Source organism: Alcaligenes sp. SDU_A2, from assembly GCF_038237375.1.
Lineage (GTDB): Bacteria > Pseudomonadota > Gammaproteobacteria > Burkholderiales > Burkholderiaceae_B > Alcaligenes.
Genome location: NZ_CP151273.1, coordinates 2,152,861 through 2,173,563 on the forward strand (window position 1 = coordinate 2,152,861; position 20,703 = coordinate 2,173,563).

Genomic DNA, 20,703 nt, shown 5'->3' on the forward strand with positions numbered 1-20,703 from the left:
AGCCAATAAGAAAGCGGTAAAGGGTCTATTTTACGCTGTGTCGCCCCGCTTAGGGAGGATCAAGAAAGCACAGCGACTAAATTGTCCCGCCTGACTGGCATTCGTGCGGCAAGGCGGATACAGTACATACAGCCTTATTGGGAGTTTCCGTATGCCAGCACCCCGCACTACGCACACGATCAGTCCTGCCGATCAAAATGAAACCACACCCACCCAGCAAAGCAGTAGCACAATCACACCCTCCACGCGACGACACGCTTTGCAGCATGCGTATTCCTACGACTGCGATACCCAGACCGACGAAACCCCGACCAGCCATACTTTCGTGCTGGTGCACGGAGCCTGGCATGGCGGATGGTGTTGGTCCAGACTGGCTGCACGGCTACAGGCCCAAGGCCATAAGGTCTACACTCCCACCCTGACCGGACTGGGCGAACGCAGCCACCTACTCACTCCCTCCATTTCCCTGGATACCTTTGTAGACGATGTGGCCAATCTGCTGCGCTGGGAAGAACTGCGCAATGTGACTCTGGTCGGCCACAGTTTCGGCGGTCTGGTCATCAGCGGCGTGGCCGATGTGTTGCCCCGCTGTCTGCGCCAGCTGATTTTTCTGGATGCCTTCATTCTGCCTAGCGGCACCAGCACCTTTGATACCCTACCCCAAAAAGTCGTCGAGAACATGACAGCAGCGGCCCACAAAAATATCGTGCCGGCTGTCCCCCCTCCCCCGCTCAATGCCCTAGGGCTACACGCCAGCGAAGACCTGCACTTTGTGGGCCACCGTCTGACACCGCAACCGCTTAGCGTGTATCACTCCACGTTGCGGTTACAGAATCCAAGCATCGGCAATGCGCGCCCCTGCGCGTATATTTCCTGCACACACCCCCCCTTCAAAGCCGTGGATACCTCACGCGAATGGGCGCGGCAACAAAAAGACTGGGATTTTCGCGAACTGGAAAGCGGGCACAGCGCCATGATTACTCACCCGGACTTACTGGCTCGTCTATTACTGGAACTGGCAGATTAAGCAACAGACAATAAAGCAATGCACTGACCCAGCGGTTTCTACACCGCTCAAACCGCTAACACGTAAGCCTCTGCGAAAGTTGCTATGTGCAACGCCAACAACATGCTCGTGCGCCTGTTGTCAGCGTTGTTCGCCTTCCTTCCAATCAAGGTAACGATCAAGCCGAACCCGGATACTGAATCAAGGTATACAAGGCCCAAGCCGTATGTGGGGATACAACATCACCATGTCCGGCTATTTTTTGATCCGCTGTGCCGTCCAAACCATAGATCCGGGTGTCGGCATCCAGGCTATAAGGACTGCCCGGCGACTGAAGCGGCATCAGACGCTCACCCGATGCACGCGGCCCATAACCACCCAAAGCTGCATACACACTGGGTACAGGGTCGGGCGCTTGCAAAGCCTTGATGGCATACTCGCCCAGATCTTTCTGACGTCGGAGCGCCCAATGAAAGACCTTGTGCAAGGCAACATCATGACGGCTGAATGTCGAGAAAATGGGCCTGTCAACACGCGCCAGCTGCGCATGATAGCCACCCGCCCAATTACGGCCTGGAATGCGACTGGCAAACGCCAAATGCGAAATAGCCGGTTGCAGCAAAAGCGCGCAATGCACCTTGCGAGAATCGGAACGCGTGGCGCTGAGCGCGGACAACATGACTTTGGCCCCATAAGAATGCCCGATCAAATGGATTCGCGCGGCACTATGATCAAGCAAGTCCTGCAGCACCGGGCCTACTCCTCGATAACCGACCACCCCAGCCCGATCTTTCATGATCGCCACCGTCAACAGACGGATGATACGCCTCGGGTCCAGCCATGACGCCGTACCCGCCTTGTCGGCTTGCGGCGCTACACCCATCACATGCACGCCGCCTCGGCCCGGCTCTTTATTGTCCTTACTATCTTCGATCCAGGCCTGCAGGATTTCCTGGCTGTCCGCTTGTCCCCCCACCACTTCTTCGACTTCGGGATCAAGCGGTAACTTGCTTGCCAGTTGAGCAAGTCTTTGTGCCTCATCCAGGCTCAAACTCGCTCCTTGCACCAGGGCGTACAGTTCGGCTTTATCCTGCTCGTTAAACATACTGGCGACTTCTTCCAAATCCTCTTGGAACTGGGTCTGGGCAATAACATTCTCAGAGTCATCCGGCGCGTGCCGCTTAATCACAGGCCCTTGTTCATCTTCTCCGAAAACAAGCGCTGTACTGGGCCAAAACACCCCAATCAGTAAAGGCTTATAGCTATCGGGCATACTCAGATTCTGTTTACGACGCATTTCCGAATATTCTTTGAAAAATGCTCTGTATCGGGTATTCGCCCATGTCCAGTCATTATTCCAACCATGCGAGAAAAAATAGATGTCCGTAAATTCATTGGCAACACGGACTAACTCTTGTTTGGTCTGCGGAGACTCTAATACTCCATTTTTATTGAATTTAAGGATATAAAACGGCACATCCTTACCTTCTGGCGTCTTGAACGTATCAATAGCTCCTGGCGTTGGCGTCATGATGTTTCTCCCTGAATTGACAGACAGAATGAAGCGTCAATCTGCCACGGAGCCAAAATCCGGGCAAGCAGGGGTAAACCAGTGCAGCTATCCGCTTATGCTGAGATAGCAAGGGCCTGGCCAAGAATACGGCGAAGTTATTGATGCTGTTTACTCTAGGCAATCCATGGATGGCGAGACATCATCTGATGCGGATCAGGAGACGGGTGCATCCACGATGGACCAATGGGCCAAAACTGGGACTGTGCGCAGCCGTTGAAGGCTACAAAAACGCGGTTGATCTTCAAAACCACCGCATTATAAAAAATACTCTGGGACACGCGGATGTGATTGTCTGAATGGTCGATTACTTAGACTATCCATAGAATTATATCAAAAATAAAAATTGAACGCCCATAGAACCAATTATTAACAAAAGAGGAAATTAAAAATAAAACAATAAAATTAATTAAAAATAAATAGAAAATGGAAAATAACTAAAAGCTTAAAAATGACAGTTTGAAGTTAAAAACTAGCAGTTAGCAGTTAGCAGTTAGCAGTTAGCAGTTAGCAGTTAGCAGTTAGCAGTTAGCAGTTAGCAGTTAGCAGTTAGCAGTTAGCAGTTAGCAGTTAGCAGAAAAATCATAAAATAAAAAAACAAAAAATAAATAAATGAGTGAATAAACAAAAACAACACCCACCAAACTAATTAATAAAAAGACATTCAACTCTAATCACCTATCATCTGACATCTGATACCTAAAATTTAGTTCTTCGAAAAATTCTGGGAACCAACTTAGCAAGTCGATGGGGGACTGACTTTTTTAAGATGCCGGTCAAGGCGCAACACGCTCGGACAGGGCTGGTGGCTTGCCGGCACCACGCGCCGGTGCCCTGGTCGGGACGCATGGCCGGGCGCGTCCTTAACTCCGGTAGCTTGCTTGTCCGCCGGACAAGCAACAAGCGCCGTCGTCAAACAAAACGATACTCGCACCTCGTCCCCGCGCCCCGACTGCAGCAAGCCATCCGACTCGTCCCATCCGAGCGTGCTGCGCCTTGAACGGCTCAAAACACCGATGACATCACCCTGGCTATACATAGCCATACCCAACAGACCATTGAGCGTATGGCCGATCTCTTGTACGACGTACCCCGAACTTCCCACATTTGGGCCAAGCACATCGGTGCCGTTCTCGCCAGGCCGCCCACAGCGGGACGGCAGGCGAGTCGGGGCCTTCGACGAAGGCGGGATGCCGGGTCGGGAGGCAAGGAGCGTGCTGTTCGAGCAGGACGTTTGTGACTCGTCCTGTAGACGAATCACCCTACGAGCTCACGCCCCGCCCGCTCCAGTATCCTGACCAGGGAACCCGCGCACAGCGCGGGCGAAGGACCCAGCCCAGCCAGCCCGCTGTGGCCGGTCTGGCGAGAGCCCGAGGTTCTCTCTGCTTGGCCGAAACGGCCCAAGCAATACGAAGGAATCCCCACAAGTTCTCGAAGAACCTAAAACTTGATACTTAATATCTAATGTTTAATGCTTAACGCTGGAACGCTGGAACGCTGGAACGCTGGAACGCTGGAACGCTGGAACGCTGGAACGCTGGAACGCTGGAACGCTGGAACGCTGGAACGCTGGAACGCTGGAACGCTGGAACGCTGGAACGCTGGAACGCTGGAACGCTGGAACGCTGGAACGCTGGAACGCTGGAACGCTGGAACGCAAAAAAACCGCCGACCAAAAGGTCGGCGGTTTTTTTGGCATGCAAGAGACTGCGAAGATCAATCGGCGCGGTAGTTAGGCGCTTCCTTGGTGATCTGTACGTCGTGTACGTGGGATTCGCGCACGCCGGCAGCGGTAATTTCCACAAACTGTGCATTGGCATGCAAGTCTGCAATGGAATTACAACCGCAATAGCCCATAGAGGCGCGGATACCGCCTATCAGCTGATAAATAATGGCAATAACGCTGCCCTTGTAGGGAACACGACCTTCGATGCCTTCTGGAACCAGCTTGTCGGCATTGTTGGATGGGTCCTGGAAATAGCGGTCGGCCGAACCGTCCACCATTGCGCCCAGGCTGCCCATGCCCCGATAGGACTTGTAGGAGCGGCCTTGGAACAGAACCACTTCGCCGGGTGCTTCTTCCGTACCGGCAAACATGCCGCCCATCATGCAAGCGGATGCGCCGGCTGCCAGCGCCTTGGATACATCGCCCGAGAAGCGAATACCGCCATCAGCGATGAGCGGCACACCCGTGCCTTCCAGCGCCTTGGCCACATCGGCGATTGCAGTGATCTGAGGCACGCCCACACCGGCTACGATGCGGGTTGTGCAGATGGAGCCAGGGCCGATACCGACCTTGACGCAATCCGCACCGGCCTCGACCAACGCCAGCGCCGCTTCGGCGGTGGCAATATTGCCACCGATGACCTGAATGCGCGGAAAGTTCTTCTTGACCCAGCGCACGCGCTCGATGACGCCGCGCGAATGGCCGTGAGCCGTATCCACCACAACAGCGTCGACACCGGCCGCAGCCAGCTTTTCGACGCGTTCTTCTGTGCCGTCACCCACGCCCACAGCAGCACCGACGCGCAGTTGGCCTTGCGAGTCCTTGCTGGCCAAGGGATGCTCGGTATTTTTGACGATATCCTTGACCGTAGCCAGACCGCGCAACTCGAACTGTTCGTTGACGATCAGGACGCGTTCCAGACGATGGCGGTGCATCAAGGCCTGGGCTTCGTCAAGAGTAGCCCCTTCGTTCATGGTGACCAGACGTTCCTGGGGCGTCATGACATCGCGCAGGGGCAGATCCAGGCGGTCTTCAAAGCGCAGGTCGCGGTTGGTGACGATACCCACCAGCTTGCGGCCTTCGACCACGGGCAAGCCCGAAATGCCGTGCTGGCGCTGCAAGGCGATGGCGTCGCGCACCTTCATAGTGGGCGTGACCGTGACCGGATCGATGACGATGCCGAACTCGTGCCGCTTGACACGGGCCACTTCACGGGCCTGGGCATCGGCCGACAGATTCTTGTGAATGATCCCAATGCCGCCTTCCTGAGCCATGGCAATCGCCAGACGCGCTTCGGTGACGGTGTCCATAGCGGCGGACACCAGAGGGATATTCAGGGTGATGTCCCGCGTAAAGCGGGTGACCAGGGATGTGTCGCGAGGTAGAACCTCGGAGTAAGCGGGGACCAACAACACATCGTCGAAGGTCAGTGCTTTCTTGATGAGACGCATGCTTTTTACTCCGTCCAAAAATCGATTATACGCGTAAGCATTTAAGCAATCCAGACCCGGGCGTTGCGAAACATCCGCATCCAGGGAGTAAAGCCGCCGTTCTCCATCAGTTCGGCACCCGCATCGGCCTGGCCCCAGGTCTTGGGCGACCAGGACATCATGACGTTACGTGTAACCCGCTCGGGATGCGGCATCATGATGGTGAAACGGCCATCAGCCGTAGTGACGCCAGTCAACCCGCCAGGGCTGCCATTAGGATTAAGAGGATACTGCTCGGTACGCTGGCCGTGGTGATCCACAAAATGCACGGCCCCCAGCACACGGGAAGCATCGCCCTGGCGCTGGAAATTGGCAAAGCCTTCGCCATGCGCGACCGCCACCGGCAGGCGCGTGCCTTCCATGCCCTTGAAGAACAAGGACGGCGAAGCAGCGATTTCCACGCTGGAGAAGCGCGCTTCGTATTTTTCCGACTGGTTGCGCGTGAAACGCGGCCAGAACTCGGCACCTGGAATCATGGGGGCCAAGGCCGCCATCATCTGACAACCATTGCAGACACCCAGACCGAACGTATCCTGACGGGCAAAGAATGCAGCGAACTGGTCGGACAACTGTGCATTGAAGCGGATGGTCTTGGCCCAGCCTTCGCCTGCGCCCAGCACATCGCCATAACTAAAGCCGCCTACCGCCACCAGGCCTTGCATGCGCTCCAATGACACGCGCCCCGACAGCAGATCCGTCATGTGTACATCCACCGCTTCAAAACCGGCGGTATCAAAAGCCCAAGCCATTTCGACATGGCTGTTGCAACCCTGTTCGCGCAGGATGGCAACTCGCGGGCGTTTGCCGGTGGCGATGAACGGAGCGGCGATGTCTTCTTGTGGATTAAAACCCACGCGTGGCGAAATGCCGGGGTCCTGCGTGTCCTGCCAGCGCTCGAATTCCGCCTGGGCGCAGGCGGGGTTATCGCGCAGCGCCATGATGCGACGGCTGACTTCGCTCCACTGCTGAGCCAGTTCGACGCGCGCCGCCTGATAGATGCAATTGCCGTCGCGGTAGAACTCGATCTGGTCGCTATTGTTCAGGCTGCCAATCACATGCGAATGCGCGGACAGGCCAGCGTCGCGCAGCGTCTGCATGACGGCATCGCGTTGCGCCAGCGGCACCTGGATGACTGCGCCGGCCTCTTCGTTGAACAAGGCGCGCAAGGTGATTTCATCGCGCTGCACGGAGACCTGCTCGGGACGGATCTTGTAATCGCCCCAGTCCGCGGCATGCGGATCGATCGTAAGCATATCCAGATTGACGGACACACCCGTATGACCGGCAAAGGCCATTTCGGCTACGGTGGCGGCCAGGCCGCCGTCCGAGCGGTCGTGGTAGGCCAGAATGTGGCCCTGATCCGCCAACTGACGCACGGTGCGCACAAAAGCCAGCATGGCCTGCGCATCCTGCATGTCGGGGACGGACTGCCCGACCTGATTGAAGGCATGCGCCAATACCGATGCCCCCATGCGCTGGCGGCCTTGGCCAAGATCGATCAGGATCAAGGCCGTATCGCCCTGGTCGGTGCGCAACTGTGGCGTCAACGTGCGACGCACGTCGGCGACCTGGGCAAAGGCCGTGACGATCAAGGAAACGGGCGCGATGACCTGACGGGACTCGCCATCCTGCTCCCAGGTCGTGCGCATGGACAGGGAATCCTTGCCCACGGGGATGGACAAGCCCAACTGCTGGCACCACTGGCTGACTGCCTGCACAGTGTCGAACAAGGCCGCATCCTGGCCGTCCACGCCGCAAGCCGCCATCCAGTTGGCAGACAGCTTGACGTCCTTCAGGTCACGTACATCACTGGCGACCAGATTGGTCAACGCCTCGGCCACGGCCATACGACCGGACGCCGCCGCATCAATCATGGCGCTAGGGGTGCGTTCGCCCATGGACATGGCTTCGCCGCGCACGCCTTCAAAGTCGGCCAGCGTAACGGCACAATCGGCCACCGGCACTTGCCAGGGACCAACCATCTGGTCGCGGCTGCACATACCACCCACGGTTCGGTCACCGATGGTGATCAGGAAATTCTTGTTAGCCACGGTCGGGTGGCGCAAGACGCGCCGCACGGCCTCGTCCAGCTTGATGACGGTCAGATCGAGCGGCTCTTGCACTCCGTCGCGGCGCTGCACGTCACGTTCCATGCGGGGGGCCTTGCCCAGAATGACATCCATAGGAACGTCCACTGGGCGCTCGTCCATGCTTTTCGGCGTGTGATCCGCATCCACGCCCGGCAGGCCTTCACCAAAGGTAACGCGCAATTGGCGCTCTTCGGTCGCCACGCCGACCACAGCGTAAGGACAGCGTTCACGCTTGGCGATACGATCAAAACGATCCAGATCCTGGGGCAGGATAGCCAATACGTAGCGTTCTTGCGATTCGTTGGACCAGATCTCGGCCGGCGACAGGCCGGACTCCTCCAGCGGCACCCGAGTCAACTCGAAAATAGCGCCGCGCTTGGCATCGTTGACCAGCTCGGGGAAAGCATTGGACAAACCACCCGCACCCACGTCATGAATGGCGATGATGGGATTGTGTCCGCCTTGCTGCCAGCAACGGTCAATGACTTCCTGGGCACGGCGTTCCATTTCCGGGTTGCCGCGCTGTACGGAGTCAAAGTCCAGTTCGGCGCGATTGGCACCCACGCTCATACTGGAGGCGGCACCGCCACCCATGCCGATGCGCATGCCGGGGCCACCGAGCTGAATCAGCAAGGCTCCAACCGGCAACGGGTCTTTGTGAGTCAGGCGATCGTCTATATAGCCCAGACCACCGGCAATCATGATGGGTTTGTGATAACCCCAGCGCTGTTGCGATGCAGTCTGCTCAAACGTACGGAAATAACCAAGCAGGTTAGGACGGCCGAATTCGTTATTGAAAGCGGCACCGCCTATAGGGCCGTCGATCATGATGTCGAGCGGCTTGGCAATGCGCTCTGGGATGCCGTGGGAATCGCTTTCCCACGGCTCGGGATTATCCGGAAAGCACAGATTAGACACGGTAAATCCGGTCAGGCCAGCCTTGGGCTTGGAGCCTCGACCGGTCGCCCCTTCGTCGCGAATTTCACCGCCTGCCCCGGTAGAGGCCCCAGGGAACGGAGCAATCGCCGTTGGGTGGTTATGGGTTTCCACCTTCATCAAGGTGTGTACTAAAGCCGAATGACGCTGATAGACCGGTTCGTTCGCCTGATCGTTGATGCCCGCATGAAACAGACTGGCCTGACCGCCGGCCATGATGGCGGCATTGTCGGCGTAAGCCACGACCGTGTTTTCCGGCTGAGCCGCATGAGTTTCGCGGATCATGCCGAACAAGGTCTTGTCCTGACGCTGACCATCGATGACCCACTGGGCATTAAAAATCTTGTGGCGGCAATGTTCGCTGTTGGCCTGGGCGAACATCATCAGCTCCACATCGTGTGGATTGCGGCCCAGACGCGTAAACGCGTCCATGAGGTACTCGATCTCATCTTCCGACAAGGCCAGCCCCATGCTGCTGTTGGCCTGACGCAGCGCTGCCACGCCCCCGCCCAACAGATCCACTGACTGTATGGGTTTGCCCGGCAACTCGGCAAACAAAGCCTGACCATCGAACTCTTGGCCCACCACGGTTTCGGTCATGCGATCGTGCAGCAAAGCGGCGATTTGCGCCAACTGGCCTTGATCCAGGTCCTTGATACCCAACAAGCCGCGCTTGGGCGTAATCAGGTAGCGCACGCCGCGTTCGATGCGACGCACAGCCACCAAGCCGCAATTATGCGCAATATCCGTCGCCTTGCTGGCCCAGGGAGAAACAGTGCCCAGGCGAGGCACGACGCGCAACACCAGATCGCCTTTGCCTGGCTCGGGGCTGAGCACGGCAAGACCATCATCGAGCAGATCGCTCAGTTGCTGGCGCGCCGTCGCATCCAGGCCGGACTCATCAGTCCAGACATAGTATTCGTGCAGTGCGCGGACATCGGCGACAGGCAACTGCAACTGTTCGATGCGATCGAGCAGACGTTCGCGGCGAAAGGCGGAAAGCACGGACGAACCGGGGAAGTACAGGATTTGGCTCACGATACGGGAGGGACAAAAAAAGTAGGAGAAATAAGAATCACGCCATTTTACCCGGAAGCGACCGACTGAGCCGCAAAGCAAAATAGGCATGCGCAAAGGTTAATTTTTTAGATGCTATAAGTAGACCATGTTGCACTTTGCCACCGGCACGTGCCAAAACCTGGCCAGCAAACAGCGCGAGAACAGTTCGATGCCCCGGCTTATGCATCCTGGTCCGGCGCAGGGTCGGGATACAGAACTTCCAGAATATCGAGTTCGTCCTTTCCCCCTGGGGTGTGCAAGGTGATCGTGTCGCCTTCGCGCGCCTTGATCAGGGCACGCGCCACCGGCGAGATCCAACTGATACGCCCTTGCAGGGGCTCGGCCTCGTCCACGCCGACAATAGTGACGCGAAATTCTTCGCCCTGACTGTCGCAGTACAGCACCGTTGCTCCGAAAAACACTCGATCCCGATTAGGCTGCAAGCCGGGATCGACGACTTCGGCAATTTCCAGACGTTTGGTCAGAAAGCGGATGCGCCGGTCGATTTCGCGCAGACGTTTTTTGCCGTACAGGTAATCGCCATTTTCCGAGCGATCGCCATTGGAGGCCGCCCAGGAAACAATCTGCACGACTTCAGGGCGTTCGGTGTTCATCAGGTGCGTTAGTTCCGCACGCAGGCGGCGATATCCCTGCACCGTCATATAGTTTTTAGTGCCGACAGGCAAGGCGCTGGCCTGAGTGTCCAGGTCGTCGTCCTCGTCCCCATCGGGCTCTTTTACAAATGCTTTATTCATAGTGATTGCTGTCTGAAGGCTACAGCCATTCCTGCCATACCGGCACCAGGCCAGCGGGTAAAGGCGGCAATCCGCCCAGATCGATTCTGCCTTCGCTTGGCCCATGAAAATCGGACCCGCAAGACACCTGAAACCCATAACGACGCGCTACCTGGGCGTAAATAGCGTATTCCTGGGCAGTGTGACTGCCGGTGAGCACTTCTATGCCCACGCCCCCCAAGTCCTGAAACTGGCTAAATAGCGCGTGCGATCGAGTGTCGTCCAGGTCGTAACGCCCAGGATGAGCAATAATGGCCTTGCCCCCGGCCTGTCGTATCCATTCCACGGCCTGGGTCAGACTCGCCCAGCGAGTAGGCACGAAAGCGGGCTTGCCATCGCCCAGATACCGACGAAAAGCCTCGCCTAGATCGGCACAATGTCCTTGCTGCACCAGAAAACGCGCAAAATGGGTACGACTGACTAATTCCGGGTTGGCCGCAAAGGGCAATGCACCGTCGTAGGCATGAGCAAAGCCTAGGTCTGCCAGACGATCGCCGATGGCACGGGCGCGAGCCTGCCTTCCGACACGCATGGCGTGCAGGGATGCGCGTAAGCCCGGATGCGCGGGATTGATCCCCAACCCGACGACATGAACCGTATGTCCGGCCCAGGTGACCGAGATTTCCACCCCGTCCACAAAGGTCATGCCTCGATCCTGGGCATGGGCACGCGCCTGAGACAAACCGCTGACTTCATCGTGATCGGTCAAGGCCCACAGGCGCACGCCATTGGCATGGGCACGTTCGGCCAATTCGGCGGGCGTCAGCACGCCATCGGAAAACACAGAATGACAATGCAGATCGACCGGCAAAAAGGCCTGAGCGGACATGGGCTTTATCCTGCCAGAAAATGGTCGATATGATCGATCTGATCGGCGCTGCGCAACATAGGGGCATGGCCCACATTGGCCACCTCCACCAATTGCGCATGCGGGTTGCGGCGCAACATTTCGTGCGCGGCCTGGACGGACAGCAAATCGGAATGTTCGCCGCGTAAAATCAGCACTGATTCGGGCAAGCTTTCGTAGGCACCCCACAGCAAAGCCTGGGCGGCATCCAGATCGACATCGGCCTGGCGGGCAAACGCCTGCGACAGGCGCAGATCGTAATGACGCTGCCACTTGCCGTCGTGTTCTACAAACACGTGTCGGGAAATATCCTGCCAATCGGCCAGGCTATGGTCGCCAAAGGGCGCGGATACCGAGCGCACATAATCGACGGCCTGAGCGAAGGTATCGAAAATGACGGCCTGACCGACATAGTCGCTGATGCGCTGCAGACCGGACAGGTTCAGCGCCGGCCCCACGTCGTTCAAGACCACACGCCCCAGCGGCAATTCCATCGGTGCATCCAGTGCGGGACCCGGCCGCGCAGGCCGCAGCAAGGCGGACATGGCCTGGGCTCCGTGCAGGCCCAGCGCGATCAGCCCGCCCATAGACGTGCCGACCCAATCCAGGCGCGCCGGACGAAGCCTGGCCAGCAACACCAACATATCGGCTACATACTGGGGGATGGCATAGGCCGCCGGATCGACCAGCCAATCGGAGCGGCCGCGCCCGACCACGTCGGGAGCGATGACACGATACCGAGCGGCAAGCGGCTGAGCCAGATGGTCGAAATCCCGGCCGGTACGGGTCAGACCATGCACACACATTACTACTTGATCGTTATCCGGGTCGCCCCACTCCCAATACGCCATGCGGTGCGTACCCGAGGCGCTGGCGCACATGACCCAATCGAGGCGAGGTTCCTGAAACGGCGTTGTCATGACGGGAGGTTTTCCGGAATATGGCAGACAAGACCTTATTGTAGCCCAGCGGCAGGACTTTCCCCGTCCGGCATGGACAATCAGGGCACTGGGGCCTGCCAGTACCGCACATGTCTGTCCCGCTCCCCTGCGTAATACAGAACAGGGCCGACCGACTGCACCGTGATGCCTCCCCATTGATCGGTGCGCAGAAACACAGCACCCGCTCTTTCCCAGCGGCGCTGAACCTGGACATGAGGATGGCCGAACCGATTCCACCAACCATTCTGAGAGATGGCCAACGACGCCTGCAAACTGTCCACCAACAACGATCCTGATGAAGTACGAGAACCATGATGGCCGACCACGACCACATCAGCCCTGCCCAAGCCTTGTTCCAGCATCGCCTGCTCCTGGGCGATGCCGGCGTCGCCCAGGAGCAAAGCAGCATGATGCGCCCCGCGCACTTCCAACACACAGCTAAACGCATTTTTATCCTTTTGCTTCTGGATAAACCCCCCGTCACTGTGCACAGGAGGCCACCGGAAGCGAAACTGGACACCATCCATTTCCCAATGCATGCCCTGTGCGCACGGGGATATAGCCAGGGGTCTAGGCACCGCCCCCTTGGGCAAGCCCAGCAGACGTTCTTCTCGATTCAGGTGGGCATCCAGATCAAAACTGCTGAATGCCTGCTCCACAGGCACGCCCTGCAAAACACTACGCACGCCGCCCACATGATCCATATCGGCATGCGAAAGCACCAATACATCCAGCCGGGCAATCCCGGCTGCCCGCAGAAAGGGGCGAATGGCCCGCAAGCCTTCGTCGGATGCTGGCCCGTACAAGTTACCGGCATCAAACAGCAAGGCGTGGCGCTGGGTACGCACTATGATGGCGCTCCCCTGCCCGACGTCCAATGCCGTCAGCGTCCAGTCACCATGCGCCGGGGTGGCTGGGCGCAGAATCAAAGACGGTAAAATCAGTAAAGCGGCTGCCCAACGAGGAACAAACCCTCGAGGCAACAGCAGCAACATCACGCCAAGCAAAGCCACCACTGTCCAGACCAACTGCTGGGCAGGGACCGCGATACTGGCCAATGGGTGCGCCGCCAGCCAGGCCGTAGGCCACATGGTCAGCTCCAGCATGGCATGCGCCAGCCAGGCTACTGCATCGCACACGACAGCCGGTGCCTGCGCAGCCGCCAGCACCATCAAAAGCAGCACCAATGGGGTGGCAATCGAGCCCATCAACACAATAGCGTAGGCATTGGCCGGCAACGACGCCAGAGACACTTCGTGGAATAAGGGAGCCAACGCAGGCATCAAAGCCAGGGTCAACATGGCCTGCAAGCGCAACGCTGTCCAGAAATACGCCCGGGCTCTGCGCCAGCGATCATCCGCCGCCTGCACCAGCCCCCGCCCTTCATGCATGGCCAACAGAACAGACACTGCGCCGAAAGACAGATAGAAACCAGTGGTCAACCCCGCCCAGGGATCATGCAGCGCAACCGCGGCGGCCGCCAGCATCAAAATACGACTGGCACCCAAACGCAGGCCAGACAAGCGACAGATGCCGGCCACCAGCAGCATCAGAAAGGTGCGTTGTGCCGGCACGCCCCAGCCCGCTATTACGCAATACGCCCCGGCTCCGAGCAAGCCCGTACAGCTTGCCGCGATCTGAGCGGGGCAAGACTCGGCCAAAGCCCTGCCCCGCCAGTAAAGGCGTCGCCAGACCCAGGACACCATACCCGCCAGCAAGAGCGCCAGCAAAGTGACATGCGTGCCGCTGATGGAGACCAGATGGGTCAGACCGCTGCGATTGAACATCTGCCAGTCGGCAGGCGCAATGCTGGCCTGATCACCTAAAGCCAGGGCGAGCATGACGCCGCCCCAACGCCTGTCCTGCACATACGGCAGCATGGCCTTGCGGATCTGATGTCGCCAATATTCGGCCTGCACGCCCCAATCTAATTGAGCGGCAGGCTCCAACATGCGGGGCGAGCCGCGCACGCTGCCCACCACACGCCATCCCTGAACCATCGCGTGGCGCTCGGCATCATAACCATGCGGATTACGCGCGCCTTGCGGCGGACGTATCAGCAGGGACATGCGCCAACGCTGGCCCGGAGCCAGATCAGGAAACACATGCACGGCAGGATCGCTGTAAATGGAGCCACGCTGCGGAGCATGCCAGCGCACCAGCATGGTCTGCGGCAAACCTGCCGGACGCGATTGCAACACCCGCGCCCGGAATTGACGGTGTGCCGGACCGGCCTGCACCAAGGAGACGATTTCCAGATCGACACGACTGACTTTGTTGATATCTGCCGCAGGCACGCTCTGTTCCAGGCGCTGCTGAACATGCCACTGACTATACATGGCACCCGCCAGCGCAAACACACACAACCAGACCACAGCAAACCGCAAGGCCGACACAGCGGCCAGCAGCACCGCAAGTCCCCAAAGCCATTCAGGGGCAGGCAAACTATCAGGCGGCAAAAAATGCACCGCCGTTGCAGCAGCGACAAAGGCCCCAAGACAAGCCCGCCCGATCAAGCCTGCTCCTTCGCCGTCATAGGGATCTCCACACAAATCCCCAGCTTAAATGCGGGCGCTGTTCCGGCAGACTAAACGGACGAGCTAATATGTCCCTCGGCTTATACCTAGGTGACTGGGGCAGGCGGCAATGACATGCGCAGCAAGACATCCAGACGCGGCAGAACGCGACGTGCCGTTGCGCCCGTAGCGGCGATTACCTGCTCCACTCTCAACCCACGTAACTGCGCCAGACTGCGCGCAATTCCTAGCGCCTGCGCGGGCTCGTTGCGCACCGATGCCAGCGGCGTGCCGGGTTCGACCAGCCAGGAAGGAGCCAGATCTGGCGCATCGGTCTCCAGAACAAGATGGTCCAGCGCCATGTCCTGCGCCAGTCGTCGTATCTGTTTGGCCCGAGCAAAGGTCATGGCACCACCCAAGCCCAGTGCGCAGCCCTGGCGCACGAACATATCCGCCTGTTGGTGGCTGCCATTGAAGGCATGGGCAATACCGCCTACGCCCGGGAACTGACGCAGATACTTCAGCACCCGGTCCTGGGATCGACGCACATGCAGCAACACCGGCAAACCATAGCGCTGGGCCAGGGCCAATTGACGCTCGTACATCCATTCCTGATGCTGGACGGCCGCCTGGGCCTTGAGTTCCGGCACAAAGAAGTCCAGACCTATTTCGCCTATGGCGACAAAACGCGGGTCATCCAGGCTTTTCTGCACCTGCCGCTCCAGCTCCAGCAAGTCAGCTTCGCCCGCCCCCAGCACGTATAAAGGATGGATGCCCAAAGCATAGCCACCACCCTGCACGGCCCGCGCCGCCACACGGGCCTGCTCAAAATCGAACACACCCACGGCAGGCACCACAATGGACTGCACTCCGGCCAGACGCGCACGCTCGATCACCGCCGCACGATCGGCGGCAAACTCAGGGGCGTCCAGGTGGCAATGCGTATCGATCAGCATAGAAAGTCGGGAATCGGGAATCGGGAATCGGGAATCGGGAATCGGCACCATCCTGGGATCAGGATACAAAAAAATGGAGCGCATAGCGCCCCATTTTTCACACGCCATCGGCGCAAAAACTACGCGTTGGCCTCTTGCGCCAGATAGCCTTTGTCCATGACCAACTGTCGATGCGCCAACGCTGCCAGGGCCGGATCGTGGGTCACGATGACAAAAGCCGTGCCGAACTCCTGATTGACCTTGGTCAGCAAGTCGAACATCCCTTCGGCTGTGTAGCGATCCAGATTGCCGGTGGGTTCGTCCGCCAGCACGCAGGCCGGACGGGTGACCAAAGCACGCGCCAGCGCCACGCGCTGCCGTTCGCCGCCCGACAACTGACCGGGGTAATGGTGAATGCGCTGCGCCAGCCCGACCTGCTCCAACACGACCTGCGCCTGCTCCCGTGCCTGCTTGCGCTTCATGCGCCGCACAATCAAGGGCATGGCCACATTGTCCAACGCGTCGAACTCGGCCAGCAGGTGATGGAACTGATAAACGAAGCCCAGCACCTGATTGCGCAACTGGCTGCGCTGACGCTCGTTGAGCGAACTGGCCTGCACCCCGTTGACTTCGATGCTGCCGCTGCTGGGCGCATCGAGCAGGCCGAGCGAATGCAGCAAGGTACTCTTGCCCGAGCCCGACGCACCGATGATGGCAACCATTTCGCCACGCGCCACTTCCAGACTGACATTCGAGAGAACCTGAATGGTATTGCCGCCTTCTTCGTAATGCACGCTGACATCGCGAGCACGCAGCACGGTGGAATGAATGTTCTCAGTCATGACGCAGCACCTGCGCAGGTTGCAGCTTGGACGCACGCCAGCTGGGATACAACGTCGCCAGGAAAGACAGCACCAGCGACACCAAGGCGATCAGCACAATATCGTCCACTTGCGGGTTGGAGGGCAGTTCGCTGATGAAGTAAATCTGCTGCGGCAGGAACTTGCGCCCCATCAGATTTTCGATGAAAGGCACGATGACATCGATATTGTAGGCAATCAACGCCCCCAGCCCCACGCCCAGCACCGTACCCACCACGCCGATCAAGGCACCTTGCACCAGAAAGATGCGGGCAATCTCGCGCGGGGTCGCGCCTAGGGTTCGCAAAATAGCAATATCGGATTGCTTGTCTTTGACGGCCATGACCAGCGAGGACAACAGATTGAAAGCAGCCACGGCAACAATCAGGGCCAGAATCAAAAACATCATGCGTTTTTCGGTCTGTACAGCTGCAAACCAGGTGCGGTTGTTCTCGGTCCAGTCCGATACATACACATAGCTGGGCATGGTGTTGGCGATTTCCTGTGCCACCTGCGGGGCTTTCTGCATGTCTTTGATGCGCAGGCGCACGCCGCTATTGCCCACATCCCGGAAAACACGCGCCGCATCCTCGACATTGACGAACGCCAAGGTGGCATCGTATTCGTAATACCCGGAGGAAAAAATACCGGTGACGGTAAATTGGCGCATGCGCGGAGAAAACCCAGCCGGCGAAATGGAACCCTGCGGGGCCATGACCATAATGGTATCCCCCATGCGCACCCGCAGCATTCCGGCTAATTGTTCGCCCAGCACAATCCCAAACGAACCGGGTGTCAGGCTATCCAGGCGGCCCAGCACCATCTGCTGATCCAGTTCGGACACCTGGGGTTCGCGCGCCGGATCGATGCCGCGCACCTGCACGCCGGTCAACTGATTGCTGCGCACCAGCATGCCCTGCCCGGCCACATATGGCGCAGCTCCGATCACCACCGGATTATCCTGCGCCTTGCCGGCCAGGTTTTCCCAATGATCCAGCACCTGTTGATGATCGGCGTTGCGCACCACCAGTTCGATATGGGGGAGTACCGACAGCATGCGATCGCGCACCTGGGTCTGAAAACCATTCATGACCGATAACACCACAATCAAGGCGGCCACGCCCAGCGCAATCCCCGCCATGGAACTGCCGGCAATAAAAGACACGAACCGGTCCGAGCGACCACCCCGCCGCTTGCGCGCCCGGGCCAGCCCGGCGTATCGCGCCCCTATCCAAAATTCATATGCCATTCGAGCTGCTACCGCCTTAAAGAAAACACTACAATTGCCATCATGCAGATCGTACTCAAGGGCGCGCTGCCAGATCCGGCTATTGCGCGCGAACTCATCAAACACCTGGCCATAACCGCCCCCACTCTGGTGCAGTGGCTAGAACAGGGGCGGGGCGAACTGTCGCTGCGGGAACCAGCGACCGACTTATGCACCCCGGCAGAATCCTGCCTGCTACAGGCCCACGGTTTTATGGCCGACCAAGCACAGCATCTTAGCGCAGGTCTGGCTGCTTTGCGGGCCCGCCAACTGAAACAAATCCAGAATCTGCCCGCCCACGCCCCATTATGGCTAGCCGAACTGGCGCACATCGCGCCTTCGCGTGACGGTGCCATGCTGTTGCCGGCAGCGCAACTCAGCGTTTCCCAGGCGCACAGCCGCGCCTTGCTGGATGCCTTTACCCCCTATCTGGACGGTACAGGTTTTACCTTCAGTTACCTGACTGCTGATTATTGGAGCGTAACGCCCCCGGTCGATTTCCACTACCCAGCCCCCTCGCCGGAACTGGTCAGTCAAAGCAACCTGAATGATTGGTGGACGCAAGATGCCAGGGCGCGCCCGTGGCGTCGCCTGGTCAACGAATTTCAGATGCTGGCTTTCGATCTGCCTGTGAACCGGGAACGCGAATCGGCGGGCCTACCGCCCATCAACAGCCTATGGCTGTTCGGCGGCGCTCGGCCCGATCAATTGGGAGCACCGCCGCAAGCGTTGCTGGAAATCGATACCTTGCAGGACAGTCTGATACAGCAAGACTGGGGACGCTGGTTGCACGAACTGGCCGATCTGGACAAAACCGTGTTGCGTCCTTTGGCAAACCAGGCACAGCCCGAACTGGTGCTGACCGGCCAGGACCGTATCGCCCATGTACGTGCGGCCCCACGCCGCTTCTGGCCTTTCTCTTTATTGAATAACCCGCAGAACTGGAGCAAGTGGTGGTCACCCCAATCCTGAAAAATCGTCCCCAGCAACAACAGGCCAGCCAGGCCCTGGAGCAGGCCGGTCTGCATCCCCTGATGGCACGCCTGCTGGCCGCCCGCGGGGTCAAGGATGCCACCCAGATCGAGATCAGTTGGCAACGGCTGATTCCACCAGCCATGCTCGGTCAGGCGCAGCGCGCCGCCGCCCTGCTGGCCGATGCCATAGACCGGCGCGACCGCATGTTGATCATTGCCGACTATGACTGCGACGGTGCCACGGCCTGTGCCGTGGGCCTGCGCGCCCTGCGCAGCATGGGCGCCATTGTGGACTTCCTGGTGCCCAACCGCTTCGAAACCGGTTACGGCCTATCGCCCGCGGTCGTGGATCTTGCCCTGCAGCATGTGGCCGGCAAGCCCGACCTGCTTATTACGGTGGATAACGGCATTGCCAGCCTGGATGGCGTGGAAGCGGCGCACGAAGCGGGCATGCAGGTTCTGATCACCGATCACCACCTGCCCGGCGACGAACTGCCCGACGCCTTGGCTATCGTGAATCCCAACCAGCCCGGCTGCGACTTTCCGTCCAAGAATCTGGCCGGCGTAGGGGTCATTTTTTATTTGATGCTGGCCCTGCGCGCCGAGCTGCGCCAGCGCGGAGTCTATCCGGCCAACGGCGGACCACGTCTGGATGCGCTGTCCGATCTGGTCGCGCTGGGCACGGTGGCCGACGTCGTCAGTCTGGACGCCAACAATCGCCTGATCGTCACTCAGGGCCTGGAACGTATGCGTGCCGGACGCATGCAGCCGGGCCTGCGCGCCCTGTTCCAGGTCGCCGGCCGCGAACCGCGCCAGGCCAGCGCCTTTGACCTGGGTTTTGCCCTGGGACCGCGCATCAATGCCGCCGGCCGTCTAGCCGATATGTCGCTGGGCATACGTTGCCTGATCACGGACGACGAGCAAGAAGCCGCCGATATCGCCCAGGAGCTGGAGGACATGAACCAGGACCGACGCGCCATCGAAAACACCATGCGCGAAGAAGCGCTGCAAGCGGCTGAACAAGCCGAGCCCGACACCTGCGCCACGGTCTGCGTCTACCACCCGGACTGGCACCAGGGCGTTGTGGGCCTGGTCGCCTCGCGCCTGAAGGAAAAATATTGGCGGCCCACCCTGGCGTTTGCCCAGGGCGACCCCGGCGAAATCAAAGGGTCGGGACGCTCGATTCCCGATGTACACCTGCGCGATGCGCTGGATCTGGTATCCAAACGCTACCCCGGCCTGATCCTGAAGTTCGGCGGCCATGCGATGGCAGCCGGCCTGACCATCGAAGAAGACAATTACGATGTCTTTGTGCAAGCCTTCGAAGAAGCGGTGCAGGAACTGACCGGCCGTTTTCAGTTCGACCCCGTTATCGAAACGGACGGTTCTCTGGAGCCACAACACGCCACCATTTCCGTTGCCGGCCTGATCCAGAAGCAGGTTTGGGGAGCAGGCTTTCCGCCCCCCATATTTCGTGACCAGTTCCTGGTGCGCCAACAGCGCCTGCTAAAGAACAAACACCTGAAGCTAACACTGGAGCGCGAGGGCAACCGCTTCGATGCCATCTGGTTCAACCGCGACACGCTGCTGCCCGATGCCATCGAAGCCGCCTACCGCCTGGATCAGAACGAATGGAACGGCAATATCAATGTGCAATTGATCATTGAGTTCGCCCAGGGGCGCTAAAGCGCT

At 59.0% G+C, this 20,703-nt stretch carries 14 protein-coding genes; 4 read left to right on the plus strand and 10 right to left on the minus strand.

Annotated features, from left to right (window positions below):
• Nucleotides 1-151: 151 nt before the first annotated feature.
• Complete coding sequence (locus tag AADW57_RS10055) at nt 152-1,027, plus strand: alpha/beta fold hydrolase (protein ID WP_341666760.1); 876 nt, start codon at nt 152-154, stop codon at nt 1,025-1,027.
• Between the two features lie 157 nt (nt 1,028-1,184).
• Here AADW57_RS10055 and AADW57_RS10060 read toward each other — a convergent pair whose 3' ends face one another.
• Entirely contained in the window at nt 1,185-2,537 is a 1,353-nt protein-coding gene (locus AADW57_RS10060; protein WP_341666761.1) for a hypothetical protein, read from the minus strand.
• A gap of 1,510 nt (nt 2,538-4,047) precedes the next feature.
• On the opposite strand from AADW57_RS10060, the gene AADW57_RS10065 reads away from it, so the two are divergent.
• Complete coding sequence (locus tag AADW57_RS10065; RefSeq protein ID WP_341666762.1) at nt 4,048-4,308, plus strand: hypothetical protein; 261 nt, start codon at nt 4,048-4,050, stop codon at nt 4,306-4,308.
• Here AADW57_RS10065 and guaB read toward each other — a convergent pair.
• From guaB to AADW57_RS10110, 9 genes are all read right to left on the minus strand, one after another.
• Complete coding sequence (guaB, locus tag AADW57_RS10070; RefSeq protein ID WP_341666763.1) at nt 4,293-5,753, minus strand: IMP dehydrogenase; 1,461 nt, start codon at nt 5,751-5,753, stop codon at nt 4,293-4,295. The genes AADW57_RS10065 and guaB overlap by 16 nt on opposite strands.
• A gap of 41 nt (nt 5,754-5,794) precedes the next feature.
• Nucleotides 5,795-9,856: a phosphoribosylformylglycinamidine synthase gene (gene purL, locus AADW57_RS10075; protein ID WP_341666764.1), complete on the minus strand. Its 4,062-nt coding sequence runs from the start codon at nt 9,854-9,856 to the stop codon at nt 5,795-5,797.
• A 200-nt stretch (nt 9,857-10,056) separates the two neighbouring features.
• Nucleotides 10,057-10,632, minus strand: coding sequence for a transcription elongation factor GreB (gene greB, locus AADW57_RS10080; RefSeq protein ID WP_341666765.1), 576 nt, complete (start codon nt 10,630-10,632; stop codon nt 10,057-10,059).
• Nucleotides 10,633-10,651: 19 nt separating this feature from the next.
• On the minus strand, nt 10,652-11,500 hold the full coding sequence (locus AADW57_RS10085; RefSeq protein WP_341666766.1) for a PHP domain-containing protein: 849 nt from the start codon (nt 11,498-11,500) through the stop codon (nt 10,652-10,654).
• A 5-nt stretch (nt 11,501-11,505) separates the two neighbouring features.
• The gene (locus tag AADW57_RS10090; protein ID WP_341669687.1) at nt 11,506-12,399 is read right to left on the minus strand and encodes an alpha/beta fold hydrolase; all 894 of its coding nucleotides are present in this window, start codon (nt 12,397-12,399) and stop codon (nt 11,506-11,508) included.
• A gap of 119 nt (nt 12,400-12,518) precedes the next feature.
• On the minus strand, nt 12,519-14,927 hold the full coding sequence (locus AADW57_RS10095; RefSeq protein WP_341669688.1) for a DNA internalization-related competence protein ComEC/Rec2: 2,409 nt from the start codon (nt 14,925-14,927) through the stop codon (nt 12,519-12,521).
• Nucleotides 14,928-15,082: 155 nt separating this feature from the next.
• On the minus strand, nt 15,083-15,931 hold the full coding sequence (locus AADW57_RS10100; RefSeq protein WP_341669689.1) for a TatD family hydrolase: 849 nt from the start codon (nt 15,929-15,931) through the stop codon (nt 15,083-15,085).
• 119 nt (nt 15,932-16,050) lie between these two features.
• Nucleotides 16,051-16,752: an ABC transporter ATP-binding protein gene (locus tag AADW57_RS10105; RefSeq protein WP_341666767.1), complete on the minus strand. Its 702-nt coding sequence runs from the start codon at nt 16,750-16,752 to the stop codon at nt 16,051-16,053.
• The gene (locus AADW57_RS10110; RefSeq protein ID WP_341666768.1) at nt 16,745-18,019 is read right to left on the minus strand and encodes a lipoprotein-releasing ABC transporter permease subunit; all 1,275 of its coding nucleotides are present in this window, start codon (nt 18,017-18,019) and stop codon (nt 16,745-16,747) included. The genes AADW57_RS10105 and AADW57_RS10110 overlap by 8 nt, the downstream gene beginning before the upstream one ends.
• A gap of 42 nt (nt 18,020-18,061) precedes the next feature.
• Between AADW57_RS10110 and AADW57_RS10115 the strand changes: the two genes are divergently transcribed.
• Nucleotides 18,062-19,009, plus strand: coding sequence for a hypothetical protein (locus AADW57_RS10115; protein ID WP_341666769.1), 948 nt, complete (start codon nt 18,062-18,064; stop codon nt 19,007-19,009).
• Nucleotides 18,991-20,697 carry a single-stranded-DNA-specific exonuclease RecJ gene (gene recJ / locus AADW57_RS10120; protein ID WP_341666770.1) on the plus strand — a complete coding sequence of 569 codons (1,707 nt, stop codon included), beginning with the start codon at nt 18,991-18,993 and terminating at the stop codon, nt 20,695-20,697. The genes AADW57_RS10115 and recJ overlap by 19 nt, the downstream gene beginning before the upstream one ends.
• Nucleotides 20,698-20,703 lie beyond the last annotated feature (6 nt).

Bases quoted from the DNA above. Each gene is read 5' to 3' on its own strand.
- AADW57_RS10055 (WP_341666760.1), top strand. From the start codon at position 152: ATGCCAGCACCCCGCACTACGCACACGATCAGTCCTGCCGATCAAAAT.
- AADW57_RS10060 (WP_341666761.1), bottom strand. From the start codon at position 2,537: ATGACGCCAACGCCAGGAGCTATTGATACGTTCAAGACGCCAGAAGGT.
- AADW57_RS10065 (WP_341666762.1), top strand. From the start codon at position 4,048: ATGCTTAACGCTGGAACGCTGGAACGCTGGAACGCTGGAACGCTGGAA.
- guaB (WP_341666763.1), bottom strand. From the start codon at position 5,753: ATGCGTCTCATCAAGAAAGCACTGACCTTCGACGATGTGTTGTTGGTC.
- greB (WP_341666765.1), bottom strand. From the start codon at position 10,632: ATGAATAAAGCATTTGTAAAAGAGCCCGATGGGGACGAGGACGACGAC.
- AADW57_RS10085 (WP_341666766.1), bottom strand. From the start codon at position 11,500: ATGTCCGCTCAGGCCTTTTTGCCGGTCGATCTGCATTGTCATTCTGTG.
- AADW57_RS10090 (WP_341669687.1), bottom strand. From the start codon at position 12,399: ATGTGCGCCAGCGCCTCGGGTACGCACCGCATGGCGTATTGGGAGTGG.
- AADW57_RS10100 (WP_341669689.1), bottom strand. From the start codon at position 15,931: ATGCTGATCGATACGCATTGCCACCTGGACGCCCCTGAGTTTGCCGCC.
- AADW57_RS10105 (WP_341666767.1), bottom strand. From the start codon at position 16,752: ATGACTGAGAACATTCATTCCACCGTGCTGCGTGCTCGCGATGTCAGC.
- AADW57_RS10110 (WP_341666768.1), bottom strand. From the start codon at position 18,019: ATGGCATATGAATTTTGGATAGGGGCGCGATACGCCGGGCTGGCCCGG.
- AADW57_RS10115 (WP_341666769.1), top strand. From the start codon at position 18,062: ATGCAGATCGTACTCAAGGGCGCGCTGCCAGATCCGGCTATTGCGCGC.